Origin of the sequence: Vibrio rumoiensis 1S-45 (assembly GCF_000286955.2) — a bacterium.
Taxonomy (GTDB): domain Bacteria; phylum Pseudomonadota; class Gammaproteobacteria; order Enterobacterales; family Vibrionaceae; genus Vibrio; species Vibrio rumoiensis_A.
Map to the genome: position 1 here is coordinate 24,714 of NZ_AJYK02000058.1, position 21,901 is coordinate 46,614.

The 21,901-nt window shown below is 41.0% G+C and carries 22 protein-coding genes and 1 pseudogene; 11 read left to right on the plus strand and 12 right to left on the minus strand.

What is annotated here, in order from left to right; all coding sequences use genetic code 11:
• Nucleotides 1-54 precede the first annotated feature (54 nt).
• The 3 genes from A1QC_RS07515 to A1QC_RS07525 all read left to right on the plus strand — a co-directional run bounded on the left by A1QC_RS07515 (nucleotide 55) and on the right by A1QC_RS07525 (nucleotide 1,458).
• Nucleotides 55-252, plus strand: coding sequence for a CPXCG motif-containing cysteine-rich protein (locus tag A1QC_RS07515; RefSeq protein ID WP_017025092.1), 198 nt, complete (start codon nucleotides 55-57; stop codon nucleotides 250-252).
• Between the two features lie 79 nt (nucleotides 253-331).
• Entirely contained in the window at nucleotides 332-685 is a 354-nt protein-coding gene (locus tag A1QC_RS07520) for a YkgJ family cysteine cluster protein (protein WP_017025093.1), read from the plus strand.
• An 83-nt stretch (nucleotides 686-768) separates the two neighbouring features.
• Nucleotides 769-1,458 (plus strand): pseudouridine synthase, encoded by a 690-nt coding sequence (locus A1QC_RS07525; RefSeq protein ID WP_017025094.1) that lies wholly within the window; start codon nucleotides 769-771, stop codon nucleotides 1,456-1,458.
• 75 nt (nucleotides 1,459-1,533) lie between these two features.
• Here A1QC_RS07525 and nhaC read toward each other — a convergent pair whose 3' ends face one another.
• Nucleotides 1,534-2,970, minus strand: coding sequence for a Na+/H+ antiporter NhaC (gene nhaC / locus A1QC_RS07530; protein ID WP_017025095.1), 1,437 nt, complete (start codon nucleotides 2,968-2,970; stop codon nucleotides 1,534-1,536).
• Nucleotides 2,971-3,296: 326 nt separating this feature from the next.
• Between nhaC and A1QC_RS07535 the strand changes: the two genes are divergently transcribed.
• Both A1QC_RS07535 and A1QC_RS07540 read left to right on the plus strand, forming a co-directional pair.
• On the plus strand, nucleotides 3,297-4,226 hold the full coding sequence (locus A1QC_RS07535; RefSeq protein WP_017025096.1) for a DUF808 domain-containing protein: 930 nt from the start codon (nucleotides 3,297-3,299) through the stop codon (nucleotides 4,224-4,226).
• 105 nt (nucleotides 4,227-4,331) lie between these two features.
• On the plus strand, nucleotides 4,332-5,198 hold the full coding sequence (locus tag A1QC_RS07540) for a hypothetical protein (protein WP_141705983.1): 867 nt from the start codon (nucleotides 4,332-4,334) through the stop codon (nucleotides 5,196-5,198).
• 222 nt (nucleotides 5,199-5,420) lie between these two features.
• Here the strand turns inward: A1QC_RS07540 and A1QC_RS07545 are convergent, their stop codons facing one another.
• From A1QC_RS07545 to A1QC_RS07560, 4 genes are all read right to left on the minus strand, one after another.
• The gene (locus A1QC_RS07545; protein ID WP_017025098.1) at nucleotides 5,421-5,786 is read right to left on the minus strand and encodes a glutaredoxin family protein; all 366 of its coding nucleotides are present in this window, start codon (nucleotides 5,784-5,786) and stop codon (nucleotides 5,421-5,423) included.
• 190 nt (nucleotides 5,787-5,976) lie between these two features.
• Entirely contained in the window at nucleotides 5,977-6,234 is a 258-nt protein-coding gene (locus A1QC_RS07550; protein WP_017025100.1) for a glutathione S-transferase N-terminal domain-containing protein, read from the minus strand.
• Between the two features lie 26 nt (nucleotides 6,235-6,260).
• Complete coding sequence (locus tag A1QC_RS07555; RefSeq protein ID WP_017025101.1) at nucleotides 6,261-6,599, minus strand: hypothetical protein; 339 nt, start codon at nucleotides 6,597-6,599, stop codon at nucleotides 6,261-6,263.
• A gap of 161 nt (nucleotides 6,600-6,760) precedes the next feature.
• Complete coding sequence (locus tag A1QC_RS07560) at nucleotides 6,761-7,294, minus strand: YaeQ family protein (RefSeq protein ID WP_017025102.1); 534 nt, start codon at nucleotides 7,292-7,294, stop codon at nucleotides 6,761-6,763.
• A 173-nt stretch (nucleotides 7,295-7,467) separates the two neighbouring features.
• Here A1QC_RS07560 and A1QC_RS07565 point away from each other — a divergent pair, with 173 nt between their 5' ends.
• Both A1QC_RS07565 and A1QC_RS07570 read left to right on the plus strand, forming a co-directional pair.
• Nucleotides 7,468-8,388 (plus strand): DNA-3-methyladenine glycosylase 2, encoded by a 921-nt coding sequence (locus A1QC_RS07565; RefSeq protein WP_158006023.1) that lies wholly within the window; start codon nucleotides 7,468-7,470, stop codon nucleotides 8,386-8,388.
• A gap of 4 nt (nucleotides 8,389-8,392) precedes the next feature.
• Nucleotides 8,393-8,905 carry a methylated-DNA--[protein]-cysteine S-methyltransferase gene (locus A1QC_RS07570; RefSeq protein WP_017025104.1) on the plus strand — a complete coding sequence of 171 codons (513 nt, stop codon included), beginning with the start codon at nucleotides 8,393-8,395 and terminating at the stop codon, nucleotides 8,903-8,905.
• Between the two features lie 48 nt (nucleotides 8,906-8,953).
• On the opposite strand, the gene A1QC_RS07575 is transcribed toward A1QC_RS07570, so the two are convergent.
• Nucleotides 8,954-9,355: an MAPEG family protein gene (locus tag A1QC_RS07575; protein WP_017025105.1), complete on the minus strand. Its 402-nt coding sequence runs from the start codon at nucleotides 9,353-9,355 to the stop codon at nucleotides 8,954-8,956.
• A 43-nt stretch (nucleotides 9,356-9,398) separates the two neighbouring features.
• Nucleotides 9,399-10,418 carry a helix-turn-helix transcriptional regulator gene (locus tag A1QC_RS07580; protein ID WP_017025106.1) on the minus strand — a complete coding sequence of 340 codons (1,020 nt, stop codon included), beginning with the start codon at nucleotides 10,416-10,418 and terminating at the stop codon, nucleotides 9,399-9,401.
• Nucleotides 10,419-10,582: 164 nt separating this feature from the next.
• Between A1QC_RS07580 and A1QC_RS07585 the strand changes: the two genes are divergently transcribed.
• Nucleotides 10,583-11,584 (plus strand): NAD-dependent epimerase/dehydratase family protein, encoded by a 1,002-nt coding sequence (locus A1QC_RS07585; protein ID WP_017025107.1) that lies wholly within the window; start codon nucleotides 10,583-10,585, stop codon nucleotides 11,582-11,584.
• 259 nt (nucleotides 11,585-11,843) lie between these two features.
• Here the strand turns inward: A1QC_RS07585 and A1QC_RS07590 are convergent, their stop codons facing one another.
• The 4 genes from A1QC_RS07590 to A1QC_RS07605 all read right to left on the minus strand — a co-directional run bounded on the left by A1QC_RS07590 (nucleotide 11,844) and on the right by A1QC_RS07605 (nucleotide 14,538).
• Complete coding sequence (locus tag A1QC_RS07590; protein WP_017025108.1) at nucleotides 11,844-12,365, minus strand: CueP family metal-binding protein; 522 nt, start codon at nucleotides 12,363-12,365, stop codon at nucleotides 11,844-11,846.
• A gap of 112 nt (nucleotides 12,366-12,477) precedes the next feature.
• The gene (locus tag A1QC_RS07595) at nucleotides 12,478-12,882 is read right to left on the minus strand and encodes a hypothetical protein (RefSeq protein ID WP_017025109.1); all 405 of its coding nucleotides are present in this window, start codon (nucleotides 12,880-12,882) and stop codon (nucleotides 12,478-12,480) included.
• A 115-nt stretch (nucleotides 12,883-12,997) separates the two neighbouring features.
• Nucleotides 12,998-13,513 (minus strand): DUF2301 domain-containing membrane protein, encoded by a 516-nt coding sequence (locus A1QC_RS07600; protein WP_017025110.1) that lies wholly within the window; start codon nucleotides 13,511-13,513, stop codon nucleotides 12,998-13,000.
• 92 nt (nucleotides 13,514-13,605) lie between these two features.
• Nucleotides 13,606-14,538: a M14 family metallopeptidase gene (locus A1QC_RS07605; protein WP_017025111.1), complete on the minus strand. Its 933-nt coding sequence runs from the start codon at nucleotides 14,536-14,538 to the stop codon at nucleotides 13,606-13,608.
• A 173-nt stretch (nucleotides 14,539-14,711) separates the two neighbouring features.
• Here A1QC_RS07605 and A1QC_RS07615 point away from each other — a divergent pair.
• Nucleotides 14,712-15,470, plus strand: a pseudogene (locus tag A1QC_RS07615) (DUF6279 family lipoprotein).
• Between the two features lie 63 nt (nucleotides 15,471-15,533).
• Here the strand turns inward: A1QC_RS07615 and A1QC_RS07620 are convergent.
• On the minus strand, nucleotides 15,534-18,326 hold the full coding sequence (locus A1QC_RS07620) for a M16 family metallopeptidase (RefSeq protein WP_017025114.1): 2,793 nt from the start codon (nucleotides 18,324-18,326) through the stop codon (nucleotides 15,534-15,536).
• A 293-nt stretch (nucleotides 18,327-18,619) separates the two neighbouring features.
• Here A1QC_RS07620 and cpdB point away from each other — a divergent pair, with 293 nt between their 5' ends.
• Together cpdB and A1QC_RS07630 are read left to right on the plus strand one after the other, a co-directional pair.
• Complete coding sequence (gene cpdB / locus A1QC_RS07625) at nucleotides 18,620-20,581, plus strand: 2',3'-cyclic-nucleotide 2'-phosphodiesterase (protein ID WP_017025115.1); 1,962 nt, start codon at nucleotides 18,620-18,622, stop codon at nucleotides 20,579-20,581.
• Nucleotides 20,582-20,805: 224 nt separating this feature from the next.
• Nucleotides 20,806-21,870: a UDP-glucose--hexose-1-phosphate uridylyltransferase gene (locus tag A1QC_RS07630; RefSeq protein ID WP_017025116.1), complete on the plus strand. Its 1,065-nt coding sequence runs from the start codon at nucleotides 20,806-20,808 to the stop codon at nucleotides 21,868-21,870.
• Nucleotides 21,871-21,901 lie beyond the last annotated feature (31 nt).

Genomic DNA, 21,901 nt, shown 5'->3' on the forward strand with positions numbered 1-21,901 from the left:
ACACTCTTAATCGCTATACTGTTCGTATGCAGTTTAAGTAAAGAGAGTGTTTGAATGAATCAACTATCAGAAAAATCCATTGGCTGTCCATATTGTGGTGAGCGACTTGACGTGCTTATCGACCCCAGCGATTGCGATCAGCAATATATCGAAGATTGCCAAGTTTGCTGTAAACCTATCAATTTTTTGGTTTCTGAAGGGATGGATGGGGAATTGATGGTGACGGTTTATAGTGACGATGACAGTTTCTAAGGTACAGATATTAACTTCTGCCCTTTTTATTTTTTAATCAGCGTATAATCCGTGCCAATTAAACAAAGTTTAGGTTTGTATGAACGATAATCGAGAAGTCATTGCGTATTTACGCGAACGTATCCCAACCTTTGAATGTAAGCCCGGTTGCCACGATTGTTGTGGGCCGGTTACGACTTCTTCTGAAGAAATGTCACGCTTGCCGGTGAAATCCGATGCCGCGCATGATGCCGCATTAGAAAATTTCGATTGCGTACACTTAGGCCCTAAAGGGTGTACGGTTTATGATGAAAGGCCGTTAATTTGCCGATTGTTTGGCACCACGCCAAATATGCCTTGCCCAAATGGTTGTAAGCCAAATGAGATGATTGAGCCAAAAGTCGAGAAACAAATCCATCATTACATCAAGAATACTCGTCAGGTGTTGGTGTAAAGAGAAGGAAGATTACTTCTTTTGATTATTGTTCGTTTTCTTTATTCTCCATGAATAATCTTTCCTTAATGTAGGCTCTCCTTATGCGCCTTGATAAATTTGTTTGTAAAAGCACATCGTTAACCCGAAGCGAAGCCATTTCGAAGATACAGCAAGGTGAGTTTCAGGTTAATAGCGATGTTGTTAATGATGAATCGTCCCAAGTGCATGCAAACAACACGGTGTTGTGGAACGGCACCTTGCTTCAAGCGCGACCATTTCGCTATATCCTTATGCATAAACCTACGGGTACCATTTGTTCGAATGTGGACGAGGTTTATCCGTCACTCTTCAAGCATCTTGATGTTGATCATGTCTCTGAGTTACATATTGCCGGGCGTTTAGATGCAGATACGACTGGCATGGTGTTGATTACCGATGACGGACATTGGTCTTATAACATTACTACCCCAACTAAGCTATGCGCCAAAGTATACCGAGTGGGCTTGTCTCGCCCGATTTCTGATGATGTGGTTGATAAGTTTTTACAAGGCATTCAATTGCAAGGAGAGTCGGAATTAACGGCACCAGCAACCCTAGACGTGATTACGGCTCATGAAGTGTTGCTCATTATTACGGAAGGCAAGTTTCATCAAGTAAAAAGAATGTTCTCAGCCATTGGTAATAAAGTGGTATCACTGCATCGTGAAGCTATTGGTGAGGTTTATTTGGATGTCGACGTTGGGCAGTGGCGTTATTTGACGGCAGAAGAAGTATTGCGATTAGCTCATTAGATTAAGTAGACGTTTATTATTTACAGAAATGCCGCTGTGTATACAGCGGCATTTTGAGCTTTATGAAAAAAAAACTTAAGCGGATTGTTGTGTTAACTCAGCCTGCTGTTCTTCTTGTGTGTTGTGTTGGATAGGTTCGCATTTATCCACAAACCAACCCATATAAGATGTGACTATCGTGACGATAATACACACAAAACTTAACCACATGAACGGAGCGTAAGATAACGTCGCTACACCTAAAATACTGGCCATATAAATGCCATTATCACTCCACGGCACCATACCTGAAGTGAGAGTTCCACCAAATTCTGCATTTCGCGATAAATTCTTACGTTTGTAGCCTAAACGGTCGTAGTTTTTTGCGCAGATTTTAGGCGTTAGTATCAAAGAAACATACATTGCAGAGCCAAACACGTTACCCATAAAGGCGGTTGCAATGGTGCTGGTTGCGAGAGAACCTGAACTTTGAATACGTTTTTCGAATAATTTAGCAACGGTTTCCAATAAACCAACTTTATCTAAAAGGCCACCAAAACCCAAGCCAAACACGATCACAGCTACCGAGCCAAGCATGGATGACATACCGCCACGATTGAGTATTGAATCAATAAATTCTACACCAGAGTGGATGCTGTATGGCGCCCACGCTGTATTAAAAGCTTGCAAAAAATCGATGTCTTGAATGGTAACCGCCCAAATAATACCCAATAAAGAGCCAAAACTGATCACAGGAAAAGAAGGCATACGCATTGCCAGTAGACCTAATACAATGATCACAGGTACAAAGGATAATGGCGTAATATTGAATTGCACTTCCATGGAGCTAATCACACCTTGTACTTGCGACATATCGACTTGTCCGGCGTAATGGAGTCCAAATGCAGTAAACATAATGCCTGTAATAATGTAACTAATAAGCGCAATTGGAAGCATGCCTTTGATGTGTTCCATGACTTCAACATTAGACATGGAAGAAGCCAAGATAACGGAATCTGATAATGGTGACATTTTATCGCCAAAGTAACAGCCAGAAAGAACGGCACCAGCTGTTACAGGTGGTGGAACGCCTAGACCATGGCCAATACCCATCATGGCGATACCAGCGGTACCAGCAGCACCCCAAGAAGTGCCAGTTGCTAGCGCCGTAAGAGAACAAATAATCATGGTCGCAAGTAGGAAAATAGAAGGGTGAATTGCTTTAAGGCCATAATAGATAATGGTTGGCACAATACCGCCAGAGATCCACGTTCCGACTAAAGCGCCAACCGCAAGTAGAATTAAAACGGCACCTAATCCATTTGAAATGCCATTTAAAGCTGCTTTTTCGAGATCTTTGTATTGGTGACCTAGGTAGATACCAAGGCCAATGATGATGAACCAACCAATGTACAAAGCCAGTTGTATTGGTAAATCCAGCTTTGCAGTAAAAGAAAATGCTAATAATAAAAACAGACCTAAAGATATCATGACCTGCGTTAAGCTGGGTAGTCTTGGTGTATTATGCTTCATTTGAGCCTCATGTTAGTTTATTGGGCTAAGGAGCTTTTTATCCTTATAAATAACCGAGGCGCACTTTACATTATGAATAGGTATATATCGAAACCTTATGTTTATATTGTGATTATTATCTTTAATTTATGATTTTATCGATATATTGTGTTGCTTAGGTGTGTATTTTTTGAAAATACTTTGTTTTAACTTGTTACTTTTCTCCAAATAATATTCTGATTAATAATGGATTTTTAACACTTTCTGCGATAAGTGCCATCTTGCTAGTCCAACGATCATATTCAATGCTAAAGTAAACATAGTTTTTTATTTTGGTAAGGCAAAACATGGCAGGTTTGAGTTTATTAACATTATTAGATGATATTGCATCTGTTTTAGATGATGTGGCATTGATGTCTAAAGTGGCAGCAAAGAAAACGGCAGGGGTATTAGGGGATGATTTAGCGTTAAACGCTCAACAAGTAAGTGGTGTTCGTGCCGAGCGTGAAATTCCCGTTGTTTGGTCTGTGGCTAAAGGTTCATTTAGAAATAAACTTATTCTTGTCCCTTCTGCTTTGCTTGTGAGTGCGCTCGCGCCTTGGCTTATTATGCCTGTATTGCTGATTGGTGGATTGTACTTGTGCTATGAAGGTGCCGAAAAAGTACTGGAAAAGTATTTACCTCATAACGGTCATGAGCAAAATGACGCGCAATTAGATGCCGACACGAAAGAGAAAACACCAGAAGATCTCTTGGAATACGAGCAGAAGAAAGTGAAAGGTGCCATTCGTACCGACTTTATTTTGTCACTTGAAATCATCGTTATTGCGCTTGGTATTGTTCAGGGGCACCCGCAGGTAACGCAAATTGTGGTGGTGAGTTTAATCGCCTTCATTATGACTTGTGGTGTTTATGGATTGGTTGCCGGAATTGTTAAGTTGGATGATTTAGGCTTTTACTTACAACGTAAAAGTGAAGGAAAAGGCATACTGAATGTGATGGGTGACGGCTTGGTTGCGACGGCGCCTAGATTGATGAAGTTATTAACCATTGTGGGTACAGTTGCCATGTTTTTAGTTGGTGGTGGCATTATTGAGCATACCATTCCTGCCGTGCATCATTTTACCCAAGGCTTGCTGTCACCGCTCGAAGGACAACCTATATTAGGAACGGTGGTACCTTATCTGTTAACGGGTGTACTAGGTTTAGTCGCCGGTACTTTATTAGTTGGCCTCTTTACGACACTAAGCTCAGTGAAGCAAAAGCTGAAGCATTGATACGATTCGCATAATAAAAGGCTACCTTTTCAAGCTTTAAAACGGCAAACATCGAAACAAGGGCTATGCTTTAAGTATTGCTCTTCATCTGGGTGGGAGGCCGTTATGAAGCAGACTTCCTCGTTTTTCCTCATGAAAAGCTGGTATTTATTGTGGTTTCTCTGGCTGTTGCCTATTGCAGGTTGCAGCCAGGCGTCTTCTCAGCATACTTCACAATCTGCATCAGATATGGTGATCTCTTCCTCTGACAGTGATCTTGCGACGACCCAACCGATATCTACCTATCAAAAAAACACCATTCCACGTTCCCCTGAACTTGCTGCAATGCAAATGATTGAGCGGCACTGCCAATTGATTGATGGTGAGACTTCATTACCAGTGAATTGTCAACTGAGTTATCGAGAGAAACACTCTGAATTGGTTTTATATTTTGGACACTTTGATAGTTCTCACCATTACATAACGGTCTTTTCTCAAAGCTTGATCGTGCCTTATTGCTATGTTGCCAATCAATATCAACAGAATGGTGAAGTGACCGTGGTTATTTATGATACCCAGATCCAGCGTCATTACTCTTGCCATGAGAATAATTGGAGCGCATGGGAAAGTGTTGATAGCGAGCAATTATCGCCGTTTGCTCAGTTTGCGTTATCTTGCCAGAGTGACCAAGCCATACCGCCAATGGGGTTTTCTTGTATAGTGGATTGGTTTGAGGATGTGCCCGTGTTGGTGCTCAGTTTTGCTAGCATGAATGATGTAGACCAGAGTGCTAACACACCGATGAGTAAAGCGATTAAGCAGTTTTGCCGTGCGGGATTAAAGCAGTATGGTGATGCACTGTATTTAATGGAAGTGCCGAGTTTTAATTTAGCAAAAGTGACTCACTGTGGTGGTTTTAGTGAAACGGAATGGTTTCCTATTGATGACAAGAAAGACGTTGAATTAGAGGCAAAGCAAGAAAAAATAATATGAAGCAGTTTATTTGGGTTGGTTCATTGCCTTACCGTTATACATTTCCTACTTGAATGAGGACGCTCATTTATTCCAATCACATAAGAAAACTATGCTCATGGGCAGCCTTTACTTGCCGCTTCACTACCACTTCAATTATTTTGGGTATCTATTGAATATTTTAGTGAAGCGGGAAAGAAATATGACCGAGTGATACGTTGATCACAATGTTGATTTACAGAATTACGCACCAACAATATCTTGTTCTAAATATTGAATGATATCGTTTGATTCATACATCCAAGTGACTTCCCCTTGCTTTTCAATGCGTAAGCAAGGGACTTTAATCGCGCCACCACCTTCTAATAATTGCTGACGATGTTCAGGATTATTTTTGGCATCTCTTAATTCAATCTTGAGGCTGTTACGCTTGATAGCACGGCGAACTTTGACGCAAAAAGGGCAAGCTTCAAATTGGTATAAAGTGAAACCTTGTGTTTGCTCATCGAGTTTTTGTTGTTCTTCAAGAGAACGCTTCGTGCCTGATGGTGAAAAAATGAAATTTAGAAGCAAAATGATACGGCCTAAGACCCAGCGTATGATAGCCATGTTAATCCTTGTATTAATGTACGAAAACGTAAATGAGTTGAACGAATGTGAATGATAAAGGAATGTTGCTAGTAGGTGTAGTGCAGATAGTGAAGAATGTTAGGCGTATTAAGTATTGGTATTATTTGATGGGCTCAGAAAAACAAAAAAGGCTGAACAATCAGCCTTTAGGGAATATTTTAAGCAAGACTTATAATGCTTTTAAATAATCAATGATGGCATCAGATTCATACATCCAAGTCACAGTGCCATTTTTCTCGATACGAAGACAAGGAACTTGACCTTTACCACCGCCAGCTAGTTGCTCTTCACGAAACGCTGGATTTTGGCGCGTTTCACGTAGTTCAATGTCCAAACCAAGCTCAGACATAGTACGTCGTACTTTTTGGCAATATGGGCATGTTTCGAAATGATAAAGAGCAAGTCCTTCAGTTTTAGCGTTTGCCATGGGTATCTCCTTTGAGTGTGAATTGTTTAAATTTTGATGTTCTTTAAACCAATGAGCTCGATATAAGCACTGTTGCATTGGTATTTGTTTGATAACTCGTCTTCGGCTTTAAATTTTGAAACGTTTTGCTCGCGAGCAATTTCAGATAATTTATCACTGACCAATGCCTTGAACGTATCTGAGTAGGTGTACCATTGGATCTCATAATTTTGAATGAGATATGATCCAATTTTATAACTGTCTTCGGTATGTAAGTAGCTACATACAAAGTAACGAGCGACATCTTGATCAGATAACGTTTTTGGCTCAGCACTTGCAGAAACTGCAAAAAAAAGAGCTGATAAAAGTGTGATTAAGCGAAGCATCCGTCTTCCTTACATTCAGTGTGAATTTGAACAGTGTTATATCCAAATGAGTAAATTCATCATAACAAACAAATAGGGATAAACACTATATTCACAGTACACAACTGGTGAATGAACAACCCTATCGCAATAAATCGCTAAAACGGTATCAGTTTATTCCTCTATTCTTGTAGGATTTCCCAGCTAACTTCACATTGACTGTCATCGGCTGAAATATAAGCACTGTTACCTGAAAGCATGACACCAATATCTAACGTACGAGCTATCATTTTACTGAAATCTTGAATGCCAGCATTATCAAAACGAACCACTTCTGCTTTTAATTGGACAAATTTAGCTTGATTTTGTTTCCACCAAACATCTGACTTAGTGTTGAAGGTATACACTTTGACTTGCTTTGCTAAACGAGTCGCTTTTTTGATGCGCTCTGGATCCGGTTCACCAGCCTCAATCCAAAGTTGGATTTGATCATCTAACGACTTTAGCCAAATGTCAGGCTCTTCAATGCTAGAAAGCCCTTTGGTAAATTGTAGATCAGGTTGCGCATTAAGACAGAAAGCCAGCACTCGCGCCATCATACGATCGTCACTTTCGGAAGGATGCTGGGCAATGGTGAGATTTAATGAGTCGTAATAATCTTGATTCATATCGGTGAGTGCGATACGAAATTTATAGATGGTTGGTTTTAGTGCCATGAGAATTCTATTGTGATGAAAGTTGCCGTCATTGTACGTGATTCCTTACTGTGGAGGGGATCTTTTTATTTTCATTCGGCTTGATCGGTAACTCGGTGTTTGTCAGTGGAAAAGAGTAAGATAGCCTATTTCTGTTCATTCATTTTTAATCAGGTGTCGTTATGGTTTGTCACATGGAACATTCAGACATGGATTGTGCTCACACTCGCACTGACACTCTCGATTGCCCTAAAGGTTTTGATTATGCCTTTATGTTGGCTTTCATTGCTCCGCGCATGATCAAAGGTGTGGAAGTGGTAGCGGATAATATTTATTCAAGAAGCTTTCGATTTTTTGACCCTAAAGATTCAGCAACGGTTTATTTAGGGTACTTTAAAGTGGCTTATTTACCGCATACCAACCAACTAACCTTGACGACAGTCTCGAATCAAGCCTCGGCTGCTGCTTATGTATTGCAGCGAGTGATATTTATGTTCGATCTGCAAACGGATCTATCGCAGGTAGAAGAGGTTTTGAAAGCCGATCTTATTTTACAACGTGGGTTTGAGAATGGCCGAGTGCCAAGAATGCCGAAGGCGTTTGATCCCTTCGAATTTTGTATTCGCGCGGTGCTTGGACAGCAAGTGTCGGTCAAAGCTGCCACGACATTAGCATCAAGAGTGGCTTATGCCGCGAACTTACCTGTCCCCCATGATTTTCCCGATGGGATCGATTGCTTTTTTCCTCAGTTTGAAGACTTGCTTGAAGCATCGTTTGAAGGGTTGGGGCTCACTCAATCGAGAATGGCAACATTGAGAACCGTCATTCAAGCGTTAGAGGTAAAAGAAGTTAGCTTGGAAAAAGACCAGATATTTGAAGATTACTTAACCGAATGGACATCGTTAACAGGTGTGGGGCCTTGGACGGCGAACTATCTGGCTATGCGAGGGCTGGGCATTCAAGATAGCTTCCCAGATAAAGATTTAGGGGTATTAAAAGCGTTAGCGGTCGATGGTGTTTATCCATCACGCAAAGTGGTGTTAGAGCAAGCCAAAGCATGGCAACCTTACCGAGCTTACGCTACATTGTGTTTATGGAATGGATTAGGACATTAGCCAAATGAAAAAGCAAAATAATCAACCTTGGTATTTTAATACTTTCGCAACACAAGCTTGTGATGTGACTTTAGTTGGCAGTGATGAAGGGCTGCATATTCTTCATTTAGAAACCGGAGAAGGGAAAAAAGACGGCTTTATCATTGAGCAAGATTGGATTGAAGACAATGCTCGTTTTTCTGATGTTAAACAGCAATTGATAGAGTACTTTTCTGGAAGCCGGCAAGATTTTGACCTTTCCACACCGCTCGCGCCAATCGGGACACCCTTTCAGCAAAGTGTGTGGCATGCCTTAAATCAAATCCAGACAGGTTCGACGTGTCGTTATATGGACATAGCGAACCAAATACATAACCCAAAAGCGGTTCGCGCAGTCGGCGCAGCCATCGGCAAAAACCCGATTCCGGTGATCATTCCATGTCATCGAGTGGTTGGTGCAAACGGCAGCTTAACCGGATTTGCTCATGGTATACCGATGAAACAAACCTTGTTGAATTTGGAAGGGGTGAGCTTTTAAGTGCTTTGAAGAGTAAGTGAACATTCAAAGCACGTTAAGTCGGTTAATTTAGGGCATCTGAATCAAAAGATTGATCCACAAACCTATTACACAAAGAAATGATGCCCAGAAAGAAAGCATGCGGTACATAAGGTGGTTGCTGCTTAAATGAATGAAGGTGTGTAAATAACGAAGTGCCACAAACAACCACGCCAATGTGATACCGATTTGGCTATCAATGTGCAAACTGACATACAGTGTTGCTACCACATAAAATAACACAGGAACTTCAAATAAATTCGTGAGGTGTCGATTGGTTTTCATCACTATTTCAGGCAAGTTTTCGCCTTGCATTAGTTGAAAGTAACGCAAATTCACTTGTTTACTTTTTATGCTTGCCACACGCACTTTAAAGGTAAAACAAGCAACAAGAAAAACCAGTAATATCATTGCTGCCATTGCATAAATCATGTTGCATCCTTATTGAGTTTGAATCGATTTGTTGAGAACGTTGTTAATTTTGTAACTTCCGCCATTGGAGCGGTGTACATCCTGTCCATTTTTTAAAGTTTCGACTAAAAATCGCGACTTCTGCATAACCCAAATTTAACGCCAGATCGGTGATGCTAATATTACTGTCTTTTAAATGCTGCTCTGCGATTTCTAGCCTCACTGTTTGCAATAGTTCAGAGAAACGGATCCCTTCTGCTTTTAAACGTTTTTGAAAGGTTCTTGGGTGAAAGTTTAAAGCGGCACTGACCGCATGAATACTGCACTCTCCACTGGCAAGTAGATGGCTAATGATGTGGCGAGTCTGCTCTTGTAAGTTATTTGGGTATAAAGCTTCGAGCAACCGAATACGATGTTGGAAATACTCTTGGATTAAGCTTTGATCGTTACTTGGCTTGTCATTTAACCATTGGATCGGAAACGCTAAACCATCGAAATGGCTGCCGAAAATAATATTCTGTTTTAATAATCCAAATTGCTGGTGGTTTAAAGCCTGAATTTTATTAGGGAGTGAATGCTTGAAGTGTATTTGAATATCAGTGTTGTCTTTACCTGTCAAAAACTTTAAAACATTGAAGCCTTGCATCACACTGAGCTGCTTAAGTTGCCAGATATGATCGGAGTTGGTGAAATCATGGGTGAAGTGTACTTCGGCTTTTTGACTCAGGCGTGAGGATTTGGCTTGCAAGCTGACATGCGCCCCATGAGCATGGATATGAACATGTTGATCAGCAAATAAAATGGCATCTAATACTGTTGGCTGCTGAGGTATGGAGAGCACCCATTCACCTACCGCCATAACGCCCTGCTCAATACCTAGTTGCAGCGAAAAGGTTGGGTGCTGACATGCTTCAGCCGTGTAATCGAGTAGGTTGGCTAATTTCAAATAGGAAATGTAAGTATTGGGTTGTTTTAGTTGCGCTGAAGTTAACCCTACCTGATTTAAGAGTTGGTTGGGTTTTAAATCAAACTGGCGAACCAATTTTTCGTAGCCTTCAATTGCGCCACTTCTGACCAAGTACATTGTCATGCTTCCTTCACATATTTTAATAAAGATGACGCCACTTTCGTAAAAAGTCAAAAAAAGTTCGTAAAAAATCAAGTTTGTAATCAGTGACCGTCTACAATCTGTTAACAAATAAAGTGGTGCTCGATAGCATCACAAGACATTAAGAAAGGACGAATATCATGAGTGAACTTAAATCAGCCTTTGTTACTGGGGCAGGTGGCTTTATTGGACGACACTTAGTGCGCCAACTGTTGAAAGAAAATGTTCAAGTAACGGCATTAATGATGAAAGGTGAACCAATTCCGGAAGGTTGGGGCGATAATGTCAAAACCGTAACGGGTGATGTTCGTCGTTTGGTTGAATTAGAACCAGAAATTGGTGCGGTTGATGCCATTTTTCATCTTGCTGCAGTAGTGGGTGATTGGGGTGCAAGACAAGAGCACATTGATATTACTGTGAAGGGTACTGAGCAAGCGATAGAACTTGCTTTAGCATGGGATGCACACTTTGTGGTCACAACCAGTGTGTGTGCTTATGCCAGCGTATTAGCAAAAGGTAAATTGGATGAAACTGATGCGGTTGGTATTCCAAGTTCACCTTATGAGTTCTGCAAGCAAGAACAAGAGCGTGTCACAAAAGAAGCAGTTGCTCGTGGGCTGAAAGCTTCGATCATTCGCCCTGGTAATGTATTCGGAGTCGAAAGTGGCCCTTGGGTAAACACCTTATTGGGTATGATGCGTGAAGAAAAACCATGCATGGTAGGCAATGGTGACTGGGACGCGGGGTTAGTCAATGTACACAACTTGGTGGCGATGCTGATTGCAGCTGCACGTTCTAAAAGCACTGGCGCAGAAATCTATAATGCTGCTGATGGGTTTGGTATTACGTGGAAAGAATACATGCCACGCTTGGCTAAAGCGGCAAATGTACCAGCACCGAAGAGTGTACCATTATGGTTGGCTAAAATATTAGCCCCTACATTAGAATGGCTTGGGCATGTGACTAAGCGTAAAGAGCGCCCATTAATGACTCGCCAATCATTTCGATTAGTGGGTGGGCCGAATGAATTTTCAATAGCGAAAGCAGAACGTGAATTGGGGTATCGCCCAGTTATGAGTTTTGATGATTCAATGAAAGAGCTAGAGGCTTATTTCGCAAAAAATCCAAATAATGATACTTAGCATGTCATCTCAATAATTTGATGTTTATTGTTAATATTAAAGAGAGGCTACTTGATGAGATCTCTTCATTTTTCTGCTTATTTTAACAGGTTTATTCTTAGATAAGAATGTATAGCTTGTTTGGGGTAGTTTGTTGAAAAAAGTAGTTCTTTTCTTACCGTGAAAAGCCTGATTCAGGTGCTATATTAAATTAGCGTTGTAAAAAGGTTCATGGTTTATGTCTTTCAACGGACACCATGAACCTTTTTTGATCAAGTGATTAGCTTAACTTCATGGTTGTGATACAAGTTGGAGCATTGTCGACGGTACTCAACACTTGGGTGCTGGTTTTATCATTATAAGTAAAGGTGACTTGTAACCTTTGGCGATCTTTTGGCATCCAAAGATCAATAAACCCATCTTTTTGAGTAGTGACTTGGCCATATTTCAAGACTTGATTGGTTTCTAAATCAACAATCTTAACCTGCATGGTTTTTTCAACCATTTCACCTTGGCAACCTGTTGGAACATGGTAAGTGCAACCGTGGGTTTGATACTCGTACGGCGCAATAGACAACAAATGTTGATCGTTGGTAGGTATTTTGATTTGGCTGCCATCATCAAACTTTGCAACCAGTTCATTCGGTAAAACCTGAATAGAAGCCGTGCCTTTACCATGATAGCTGTGTGCTTTTTCTAAGGCTTGGGGAGCCGTTAAGTTTTTAAATGAGTCTGCTTCATTTGCAAATGCAGAAACAGAAATAACAGCGCTCAATAGAGCGAATAATGAAAGTACTTTCATGGCTTTTTCCTAAATAATCTAAATTGATGACCAGTAAACGTTTCAATTAACGTTTGTGGTGCTTGTTTTCACGCGGTTTTCTTTCAACCACAAAATGATTTAATAATTTGATTTAAAATGAAAAAGATTGAATGGGAGGTCTTGAAAGTGGTGGCGATGTAATGGAGTGAGAGCTTGGCTCTGACGTAGGGTTCAAAATTGGCTTATTTAATTCAAGTGAAAGCGCATCAAGCGAAGATACTGCGATAACACTGGTACTGCAAGATGGGCAATGGTTGCCTTTTATCGATTGTGTATTGTGACAATCTATAGCGTTCGCATCCAAGCTAGAGGCCTGTTCTGGCTTTGAACTCGACTTTTCTACTTTTTTGAGCGGTGGGCTCTGCATGTTTTGACAACCTGATTGAGCATTTGCACCGAGACCATTCACGATATTTTGCGTGTAACCGACCCCTGACCACATCAGTGTCAGAATGGTTACTAGCGAAATGAATATTTGTTGAAATGGTTTGTGCATACTCAATCTAAGTTTATGAAGTAAGACGATAAAAGTTGCTCAAGTATAAAGGTTGCCACTAGGGTAAGGTCAATGTTTTTTTGAATATTAATTGATGGGGGCTATCTTTTAAGCATCACACTTGAAACTTACTTTTATCACCAATATCAAAGTGAAAGGGTTGGCGGAACTTGGCAATGCCAATGGTAAAAAGCAAAAGTGCTGACAATCCTGAACTTAAGTAGAGCAAAGGTATCCAGATAGGCAGTGCGAAACATACCCAGAAAAGGACTAAGACAAAAGGGGTGATACGAATTAATCGAATACGGAAGCAATAATATTCTTTAATCGACAATCCACACCAAGACACCAAACTTGCTCCGATGGCAATTTCAGGAAAGAGGTTTGCCATGAATAAGCACACCGCGAAGATCGCGCAGCCTTGAATAAACCAGCGTATGGTTTTGTCATAAAGGTGAACGCAGGCACTGGCAATCAGCGCGCTAGTGATTAAAAGTGGAATACCAAATTGAAGTAAGCCAAAGCCTAAACATGCAACGGCGAAGGCTGAAACTAAAAAGCTAAAGCGGTACAACGCCACCGTGGTGTAGTCGATGCGATCTAACTTTTCTTCAATATGAATATCAGCCATGCGAGTTCTCGATTAGGTGTGAATTAGGAATATTGATGAGCCGATATTCAGTATAAACATCGGCTCTTGTTAGCGACCTTCACTTAGGTTAATTATAGACGTTGAATGAAATCCAATGCGCCTGTAATCGCCGCCACTTGAGCGCGGTTACACTCATCATCGGTCACTTTAGGGCTGTCTGGATACACTTCTGTGGTGGTGCAATACGTGCAATCTGTAAAGCCTGCACACAAGCCTAATTGAACCAGTGGATAATTAATCACGCCTTCTTGAGTCACATCAGAACCAATAATTTGATTGTTTTCATCGGCAGGCGCAATGTGGGTGACTTGACGCACCGAATCAATGATCGCTTTTTGCAATTCATCATCTTCTTTCTCGGTATCGCCAACGGTGTAAAAACCATCTGGAATTGAGCCTTTTACATACTCGATGCCATCACGAGCGGCCAGTGCTGGGCGAAACTCAAGCTCATCAGTATCGGTGGTTTCGTGTAGATCAATATGCGCCAGAATAGACATGCCTAAATCTGCAACCATTTGCATGACAGCTGCCGATTCTTGGGCGGGACTATTGGCAATAAAGTTGCGGTTAGGATCAAGCGCTTCCGGGTTCCAACGGTTGATGGTTTCATATCCCCAAGGGCTAACACAAGGCGCGATGACGATATTGAATGCATCTTGGTAGTGCGCTGCTTCACTTTGAGCAAACAGCAATGCGCCATGAACACCACTGGTTTCATAACCATGCACGCCACCGGTGACTAAAACGGTCGGTTTATCGGCACTCCATGAACGAGTTTTTAATGCGAATAATGGGTAACGGTCTTCACCCACAGGGTTGTTGTCGTAATGCAATTGCCCATATTGGAAAACATCAAAATTGGCTTTCAATGCTTCAATTTTTGGCACCACTTCTTCAAAGTAAGAGCGTTTAACCGTGGTTTGCTCAAGCCATTGACGCTTTTCTGTTGCGCCCCACTTTTGCCCCGGAATACCAATTGGAAATGCATTTTCGACGTTCATGGAGTATCCTTTTTAGAGTGATGATATTTCTATTAGTATCAGCCAATCTTAGCACTTTGAAGTCACTTGGGTATATAAGGGAAATCATGTTTAGACGATGGATATTAGTCGTGGTTTTAATGAGCTTGAGTGCTTGTTCTTCAACACAGTTTTTTTATGACCGTTTAGATTGGATGGTGGCACAATATGTTGATCGATACGTGACTTTAAATGATGATCAAGAGAGCCAGTTAAAGCAGTCGGTTAATGATGTAAAACAGTGGCATCGTGAACATCAATTACCTCAATATATCGACAATATTGATCACTTACTTACCCTTAAGCCATCCGAGGCCAATGCTGAAAAAGTGCAACAGTAGTATCAAACCATCAAGGACTTTTCAACACAGATCGCCACTCAATCGATGCCACACTTATACCAACTCTTTCTCACGTTAGATCAAGACCAAGCCGATGAGTTGTTCACCTCTCTTCAAGAAAAATATCAAGAAGATTACGAGGATGATAAAGACCTTTCAGAGGCGGATAGCCGCAAAAAGTCCCAAAAAAGAATGACAGAAAGAGTCGAAGACTGGATAGGGGATTTAACACCGGAACAAATGGAATTGGTTAAACAATGGAGCTTATCTCGCCCATTAATGAGGCAAGACTGGTATCAACAGCAACTGATCAATAAATCCGAATTGCAGGTATTGTATCTACAGCGCAATGATTCCAAGGCGTTTCAGCAGAAATTCACGAGTACATTACTCCACCCAGAACAGTTTTATCCCGAGGCTTTGAACCGCAAATTACAAAAAAATCGAGCATTAACTTATGCAATGTTTGCTCAGGTGATTCAAGGTATGACAGATAAACAACTTAAGCACTATCACGAAAAACTACGAGAGTGGCGTGAGACGTTTGAAGCGTTACAAGAAAATAGCAAATGAATACCCAAGTAACACCATGAACATTTGGGTTACTTGGGTAATGGTATTTAATATTAAGCCCTTTTATTTCTTTGGTGTTAATAGAGCTTCAAGCGACAAACTACCTTCACCAAATTGCTGTTCAAATGCTTGAGATAAATCACTCGCGCTTATGGTTTGAATAAACGAGTTGGGATCTTGTAAGACATGAAAATCATAACCATGAATTAAATAACGTTGAATAAAGGCGGTATATTGCTTTTGATCGGCAACCAATGGCGCTAAATCGGCAGCCAATTGCTTACCCACGCTGCTCGTTTCCTGTGTGGTAATGCCTTGATGTAATTGTTCAATAACATCTTTAAATGCTTGTTGAATGTTTGTGACTTGTTTAGGAGCAGCCCAAACGAGAAATGCCCAGTCTTGATATTGTTCCTCATCAGCAAAGAAGGCGAGCACATTCGGTGAATAATCTAAACTTAGATCTTCTCTTAAGCTTTGGGTTAAACGCTGCTTAATAATACGGCTCAGCATGTCATTTATGAAAATATCTTTGGTGCTTCTTGCTAAAGGCTGATTACTGAGTGTTCTTAGCAGTACCAGCGAGCTATTCTCATTGTTATAAGGGGCGATCGTTAAAAGCCTAGAGTGTTGGTTATAATTTGGGTTATAGCTAACGTCTTTGGATGGTTCTAAAGGAAAATTAGCCGCATATTGGCGCAATAAAGGCGCTAATTGTTTCTTATCAAGATCGGCAATAATCACCAGCTTGTTATTGCGATTTTGGGTGAATAGTATCTGGTGTGTCTGTTTGATTTGTTCTGCTGTTATAGTAGATATATCCTCGAATGAGACGAGATGTCGGTAACTTTCCTTGGGAAAAACATGGTTTTCAAACTCTATATCAAATAGACCGGCCGGAGATTGAAACATTATTTTTTTTGCTTGAATGCTTTGTTGCTTCACTGCTTTTAGTTGAACGTCAGACACTCGAATATCGGTTAGCGCAGTGTATAAAGTAGCAAAACTATCGGCGAGAGAATCTTGAGGTGTTGAGATGGTTATACCTTGACAGGTATAGGTCGAATAAGGGCTGACGGCAATATTACGGCTACGTAGTTTGTATTGTAATTGGGAACCATTTAACTGCCCAATACCACTTCGGATGATCGTTGGAATAAATACTTCAAAGGTTGGGAATAATTCAGGTGGCAATGCCGCTTTTCCGCCTAAACCTGAGTACGCGATATTCACCTCTTTACCAGCATTTCTATCGCGTAAATACCACACTTCTAAGCCATTGCTTAAGGTCCAAATTGTCATATTAGGGTTTTGAGGGTCGATACGCTCGTGAGTGATAGTCCCAATGGTTTTAGGCTGATTGAAATCCTTATCACTCTCAGTAAATAACGGCTTTTCACCTGCTTGGGCTAATTGTGATGTTAGGGTAGGTAATGTGGCGTTAAGCGCGGTGACGTTTTCGGTTTTACTTGCGCCAATCGTTAATATTTTTGGTTGTGCTAACAACTGATCTAAATGCGTATTGATCACAGAGACATCAGTATTGGCAATAAATAAAGTAAGGTTATTTTTATAATCGGCTTTTGATTGTGGCATTTGATTCATTCTAATGGAATGAGCCATACCATTCGCATGCTCGGTTGCGGTTTGTTTTTCCCAATTTTGGTCTGCAGTATCTAATGTTTGTTGATAGCCACTCATAATATTATTCAGTTCGGTTTGGCTGACACCGTGATCTCGCAGTGAGGTGATAACAGAAATTAATTGAGCTTGTATTTCTTGGCGATCTTGCTCTGCAAAACTGACTTGGATCTGCGAATAGCGTTGACCTTCCAGCCAGTAATCACCGGTGTAGGTTTGTTGGATAGCCAAACCATGATCAATGAATGTGCTGTTAAGGCGCTGATAGATCAATTGGTAAGCAACATCATCTCTCCAATAGAAGGTTTGATCGCCTAATGTTACCCAGCGGCTCTTTCCGCGTGGAATTAACAAGCCGAAGCTCGCGGAATCATAAGGCCCAATTGGAGCCACAAAGTTTTGGTTATTATAATGAAGGTCATCGATATTAACGATGGCTTCTGCCTTGGCATCTGATTCGGTAGTAGTTGATGCCCAATTTGAAAAATGTTTGCTAATTAAGGCATCGGCATCTGATGTTGAAAGATTGCCACTGATGATAATTTCGGTCCGTTGTGGTTGATACCAGGTTCGATAAAATTGTTTTAAGCCTTGCGCTGTGGTTGCCTGAATCGACGCTTTGGTTCCTAGAGGATCATGCTGAGCCAATGCAGTGTCGGTGATTAAATGATTATAAAGACTAAAATAGAATGGCTTATGTTCCGGTCGACGGAGTCGATACTCACCTAAAATGACACCTTTTTCTTTTTCCACTTCTGTTTCTGAGATCGTTAAACCATCTGCAATATCTCTAAACCACAACATGCCTTGATCGAGCGTATCCTGATTGGGTAAATCCAATTTATACGTGGTTTGCACATAATCGGTGCTGGCATTGATGTCCGCCCCAAATGAGGCACCCGCTTTTTCAAAATCTTTAATGATTTGGTTTTCTTTAAAATGTTGACTACCGTTAAATGCCATATGTTCTAAAAAATGGGCATAACCTTGTTGATTTATGGTTTCATTAATACTTCCAGTATGAACAATAAAACGAATGGATACGGGGGATTTACCATCATGGTAGATGTGGTATTTCAAACCATTGGGAAGTTGATTGGAAATCCAATCGGGATCATTTTTTATGGGTTGGGGTGACATCTGAGAAGTGGAGGCGCACGCCACCATTAACAGAAGTGAAATAATTGATGTGAACGCAATCTTGATCCTTTGCATATAAAAACCACTTAAAAGTTAAACGTGGCCTTAACTTACGTGATGGTGTCTTTTTTCAAATGGTTACAGATGATGTTTTTTATTTTTGAGAAGAAAATAAACAAAGTATGTAATTCATAAATGTGTAAATTAACATGATTCGACAATTGCAAAATGGTGCATCAGGCATTCGAGGTATTATTCATTAATTGAATAAGCTGTTGTATATCACATAAATTTAATGAAAGTGATCATAGAATTACCACCACTTGATACATACCTCTCATTCTTTTTCCCCCATTTTGGAGAGCTTAATGAAAATCGTTCGTCACCCTCTTTCTCTTTCGGTTCTGGTCGGGATGATCAGCATCGCCAATCCAGCGTTTGCCGACACCATTAACCTGCGTGTCGTTGAAACGACTGATATTCACGCAAACGTGATGGATTATGATTATTACAAAGATAAACCGTCTGAAAAAATTGGCTTAGTACGTGCCGCGACGATAGTAAAACAAGCGCGCGATGAAGTGAAAAACAGCGTACTAGTCGATAATGGCGATTTAATTCAAGGCAGCCCAATGGGCGATTATGTGGCATCGAAAGGGTTAAAGCCGGGTGAAGTCCATCCTGTTTATAAAGCGATGAACCTGCTTGACTATGACGTGGGTAATATTGGAAACCATGAGTTTAATTATGGGTTGGATTTTTTAGCAGAATCGACCAATGATGCCAAGTTTCCTTATGTAAATGCTAATGTGATGGATGCCAAAACGGGTAAAAACTATTTTAATCCATACGTGATCAAGAAGTATCAATTTAAAGATACCGATGGACAATCGCATGAAATCAAGGTGGGTTATATTGGTTTTGTACCACCACAAATCATGGTGTGGGATAAGAAAAATTTAACCGGGAAAGTGCAAGTTAACGACATCAAACAAACTGCTGAAACCTTTATTCCGAAAATGCGAGCTGAAGGGGCGGATGTGATCGTAGCCATTCCTCATTCCGGTATTTCAACCGATGAGTATCAACAAGGCGCGGAAAACTCGGTTTATTACCTCACGCAAGTAAAAGGTATTGATGCGATTACTTTTGGGCATTCCCATGCGGTTTTCCCAAGTAAAGAGTTTGCGAAAGTGCCAGGAGCCGATATTGCAAAAGGGACTATCAATGGTGTGCCTTCGGTGATGCCTGGTCGTTGGGGCAGCCATGTTGGTGTGATTGATTTAGTGCTTGAGCAAAAAGAAAGTAAGTGGGGAGTCACTAACGGTAAAGCGGTTGCACGCCCTATTTATGATGTTAACAATAAGAAATCTCTTGCGGCTGAAGATAACGATTTAAAAAGTGCGCTTGAGCATGATCATCAAGGCACTCGTGATTTTGTTAATCAGCCAATCGGTAAAGCTAATGATGTGATGTACAGTTTCTTATCCTTGGTGCAAGACGACCCAACGGTGCAGATTGTTAACTTGGCTCAACAAGATTACGTTGAACGTTTTATTCAAGGCGATCCTAATTTAGACGGCTTGCCTGTATTGTCTGCGGCAGCGCCGTTTAAAGCTGGTGGTCGCAAAAACGATCCGGGTAACTTTACCGAAGTGGAATCGGGCAAGTTAACCTTCCGTAATGCAGCGGATTTGTATTTGTATCCAAATACCCTTGTCGCCATGAAAGTGAGTGGCGCAGAAGTAAAAGAATGGCTTGAATGTTCAGCTGGTCAATTTAACCAAATTGATCCTAACAGCAATAAACCACAAACCTTGATCAACTGGGATGGTTTCCGCACTTATAATTTTGATGTGATGGATGGGGTTAATTATCAAATTGATGTTACTCAGCCTGCAAAATACGATGGTGATTGCAAACTGATTAATAAAGATGCCCAGCGTATTGTCGGGTTAACCTACCAAGGTCAACCGATTGATCCAAAGCAAACCTTTATTGTTGCCACTAATAACTACCGAGCGTACAGCGGTAAATTTTCAGGAACAGGATCAGAGCACGTTGCGTTTGATTCACCCGATGAAAACCGCACAGTGGTAGCGGATTACATTTCTCGCGTCAGTAAAGAAAAGGGCGAAGTCACACCAAGTGCGGATAACAACTGGTCATTTGCTCCAATCAAAACTAAAGCGGATTTGAAAGTGCAATTTGAAACCTCACCAAGCGATACCGCAGCTAAGTTCATTAAAGATAAAGCTCAATACCCAATGACTAAAGTGGGAATGGATGATGTTGGTTTTGCGGTTTATCAAATCGATTTGAAGCAGTAGATTGATTCGTTTTTTTAAAAGAAAAAGAAAAAGAAAAAGTAAAACTTAAAAATAGAAGCACTGGCAGCCGTCAGTGCTTTTTGTTTTTTGTGATGGAAATAATTTAGTGTTAACGTTTACACTGCATGAATAAGATCACAGAAAGAGATCGGATAGACGGCTATTATCTTCAAATAAAGTAAAGGCGACATGGCTTTTTACTGGTACTCATTGAAGGAAATACAATGTCAGACGTTAAATTTAATCCGATTGATCACCCACATCGTCGTTATAATCCTTTAACCGGACAGTGGGTTTTGGTTTCGCCGCATCGTGCTAAACGTCCGTGGAGTGGTCAAGATGAAAAGCCAGTGATCGACAGTATTAAGCCGTACGATGAAGGCTGCTTTCTATGCCCAACCAACACCCGTATTTCTGGGGATGTCAATTCTGATTATAAAGGCACTTACGTCTTTCAAAATGATTTTGCCGCATTAATGTCTGATTCTCCAGATGCGCCGCAGTCGGATAATCCATTATTTAAAACTCAAGGCGTACGCGGGTTGAGTCGTGTGATTTGTTTCTCACCAGATCACAGCAAAACCTTGCCAGAACTACCGGTATCGCAAATCCGTCATGTGGTTGATACATGGAATGAGCAAATAGAAGAATTGGGTCAAGAGTATTTATGGGTTCAGGCATTTGAGAACAAAGGGGAAGCGATGGGGTGTTCTCAGCCTCATCCGCATGGGCAAATTTGGGCTAACAGCTTTCTTCCAAATGAAATAGAGCGCAAAGATAAACACCTACGCGATTATTACCAGCAACATGGTTCGAATTTGCTGGTGGATTATGTGCAATCTGAAGTGAAAGATGGCGCTCGTACTGTGGTGGAAACGCAGCATTGGATCGCAGTCGTGCCGTATTGGGCTGCTTGGCCCTTTGAAACCATGTTATTGCCGAAAACTCATATTCGACGCATGAGTGAACTAACCGATGCTCAGAGAGATGATTTGGCGTTGGCGATTAAAAAACTCACCTGCCGTTACGATAATTTATTTCAATGTTCGTTCCCATATTCAATGGGTTGGCACTATGCGCCATTCTTTGAAAATAATGCACAGCAACAAGATAACAGTACCGAGCATTGGCAACTGCACGCCTTGTTCTACCCACCACTGTTGCGTTCTTCCACGGTGAAAAAATTCATGGTGGGCTATGAAATGCTGGCGGAAAACCAACGAGATCTTACCGCAGAACAAGCGGCAGAGCGCTTAAGAGCGGTGAGTGACAAGCATTATAAAGATTAGAGATTTCTAAGTACTAGGAACAGATTTTAGG